Raw genomic sequence first — 3,202 nt, 5'->3', positions numbered from 1 at the left:
GTGTGTGACGGGTGGTTGGTCGTTGTTTGAGAACTGCACAGTGGACGCGAGCATCTGTGGCCAAGTTTTTAAGGGCGCACGGTGGATGCCTTGGTACCAGGAACCGATGAAGGACGTGGGAGGCCACGATAGTCCCCGGGGAGCCGTCAACCAGGCTTTGATCCGGGGGTTTCCGAATGGGGAAACCCGGCAGTCGTCATGGGCTGTCACCCATGCCTGAACACATAGGGCATGTGGAGGGAACGCGGGGAAGTGAAACATCTCAGTACCCGCAGGAAGAGAAAACAACCGTGATTCCGGGAGTAGTGGCGAGCGAAACTGGATGAGGCTAAACCTTAGGCGTGTGATACCCGGCAGGGGTTGCGTTTGAGGGGTTGTGGGATTGTGCTTGATCAGTCTGCCGGCTGGTCGGTGAGTTATAAATCGTTGATGTAGACGAAGGGCATGCGAAAGGCCCGGCGTAGAGGGTAAGACCCCCGTAGTCGAAATGTCAGCGACTTGCTTGCACTTTTTCCCAAGTAGCACGGGGCCCGAGAAATCCCGTGTGAATCTGGCGGGACCACCCGCTAAGCCTAAATATTCCCTGGTGACCGATAGCGGATAGTACCGTGAGGGAATGGTGAAAAGTACCCCGGGAGGGGAGTGAAATAGTACCTGAAACCGTGTGCCTACAAGCCGTGGGAGCGTCGCATGCAAGCTTGCTTGTATGTCGTGACTGCGTGCCTTTTGAAGAATGAGCCTGCGAGTTTGCGGTGTGTTGCGAGGTTAACCCGTGTGGGGAAGCCGTAGCGAAAGCGAGTCCGAATAGGGCGTTTGAGTAGCATGCCCAAGACCCGAAGCGGAGTGATCTAGCCATGGGCAGGTTGAAGCGGCTGTAAGAGGTCGTGGAGGACCGAACCCACCAGGGTTGAAAACCTGGGGGATGACCTGTGGTTAGGGGTGAAAGGCCAATCAAACTCCGTGATAGCTGGTTCTCCCCGAAATGCATTTAGGTGCAGCGTCGTGTGTTTCTTGCCGGAGGTAGAGCACTGGATAGGCGATGGGCCCTACCGGGTTACTGACCTTAGCCAAACTCCGAATGCCGGTAAGTGAGAGCGCGGCAGTGAGACTGTGGGGGATAAGCTCCATGGTCGAGAGGGAAACAGCCCAGAGCATCGACTAAGGCCCCTAAGCGTACGCTAAGTGGGAAAGGATGTGGAGTCGCACAGACAACCAGGAGGTTGGCTTAGAAGCAGCCACCCTTGAAAGAGTGCGTAATAGCTCACTGGTCTAGTGATTCCGCGCCGACAATGTAGCGGGGCTCAAGCGTACCGCCGAAGTCGTGTCATTGCAGCATATAGGGCCAACGCCTGCTGTGATGGGTAGGGGAGCGTCGTGTGCCGGGTGAAGCTGCGCCGGAAGGCAGTGGTGGACGGTTCACGAGTGAGAATGCAGGCATGAGTAGCGATACACACGTGGGAAACGTGTGCGCCGATTGACTAAGGGTTCCTGGGTCAAGCTGATCTGCCCAGGGTAAGTCGGGACCTAAGGCGAGGCCGACAGGCGTAGTCGATGGATAACCGGTTGATATTCCGGTACCCGCTGTAGAGCGTCAAACATTGAATCAGGCGATGCTAAGCCCGTGAAGCCGTTCCGGACCCTTCGGGGAAAGGAAAGTGGTGGAGCCGGTGACCCGGACTTGTAGTAGGTGAGTGATGGGGTGACGCAGGAAGGTAGTCCATCCCGGGCGGTGGTTGTCCCGGGGTAAGGGTGTAGGACGTCAGGTAGGTAAATCCGCCTGACACGAGTCTGAGACCTGATGCCGAGCCGATTATGGTGAAGTGGATGATCCTATGCTGTCGAGAAAAGCCTCTAGCGAGTTTTATGGCGGCCCGTACCCTAAACCGACTCAGGTGGTCAGGTAGAGAATACCGAGGCGTTCGGGTGAACTATGGTTAAGGAACTCGGCAAAATGCCCCCGTAACTTCGGGAGAAGGGGGGCCATTTCTGGTGATGAGCTTTGCGCTCTGAGCTGGGGGTGGCCGCAGAGACCAGCGAGAAGCGACTGTTTACTAAAAACACAGGTCCGTGCGAAGCCGTAAGGCGATGTATACGGACTGACGCCTGCCCGGTGCTGGAACGTTAAGGGGACCGGTTAGCTGCATTTCGGTGTGGCGAAGCTGAGAACTTAAGCGCCAGTAAACGGCGGTGGTAACTATAACCATCCTAAGGTAGCGAAATTCCTTGTCGGGTAAGTTCCGACCTGCACGAATGGCGTAACGACTTCTCGACTGTCTCAACCATAGGCCCGGTGAAATTGCACTACGAGTAAAGATGCTCGTTTCGCGCAGCAGGACGGAAAGACCCCGGGACCTTTACTACAGTTTGATATTGGTGTTCGGTTCGGCTTGTGTAGGATAGGTGGGAGACTTTGAAGCGGCCACGCCAGTGGTTGTGGAGTCGCTGTTGAAATACCACTCTGGTCGTGCTGGATGTCTAACCTGGGTCCGTGATCCGGATCAGGGACAGTGTCTGATGGGTAGTTTAACTGGGGCGGTTGCCTCCTAAAGAGTAACGGAGGCGCCCAAAGGTTCCCTCAGCCTGGTTGGTAATCAGGTGTTGAGTGTAAGTGCACAAGGGAGCTTGACTGTGAGACCGACGGGTCGAGCAGGGACGAAAGTCGGGACTAGTGATCCGGCGGTGGCTTGTGGAAGCGCCGTCGCTCAACGGATAAAAGGTACCCCGGGGATAACAGGCTGATCTTCCCCAAGAGTCCATATCGACGGGATGGTTTGGCACCTCGATGTCGGCTCGTCGCATCCTGGGGCTGGAGTCGGTCCCAAGGGTTGGGCTGTTCGCCCATTAAAGCGGTACGCGAGCTGGGTTTAGAACGTCGTGAGACAGTTCGGTCCCTATCCGCTGCGCGCGCAGGAGTCTTGAGAAGGGCTGTCCCTAGTACGAGAGGACCGGGACGGACGAACCTCTGGTGTGCCAGTTGTCCTGCCAAGGGCATGGCTGGTTGGCTACGTTCGGGAGGGATAACCGCTGAAAGCATCTAAGCGGGAAGCCTGCTTCGAGATGAGGACTCCCACCCACTAGATGGGGTAAGGCTCCCAGTAGACGACTGGGTTGATAGGCCAGATATGGAAGCCGGGTGACCGGTGGAGTTGACTGGTACTAATAGGCCGAGGGCTTGTCCTCAGTTGCTCGCGTCCACTGTGTT

General features: G+C 56.6%; 1 rRNA gene. It reads left to right on the top strand.

Annotated elements, in window-relative coordinates:
• Window positions 1-58: 58 nt before the first annotated feature.
• Window positions 59-3,180: ribosomal RNA gene (locus ACFV88_RS35935) — 23S ribosomal RNA — on the top strand.
• Window positions 3,181-3,202: the final 22 nt, after the last annotated feature.

The sequence above is a fragment of the Streptomyces sp. NPDC059816 genome, assembly GCF_042732055.1.
Taxonomy (GTDB): Bacteria; Actinomycetota; Actinomycetes; order Streptomycetales; family Streptomycetaceae; genus Streptomyces.
This window is presented reverse-complemented; position numbering and strand designations above follow the sequence as displayed.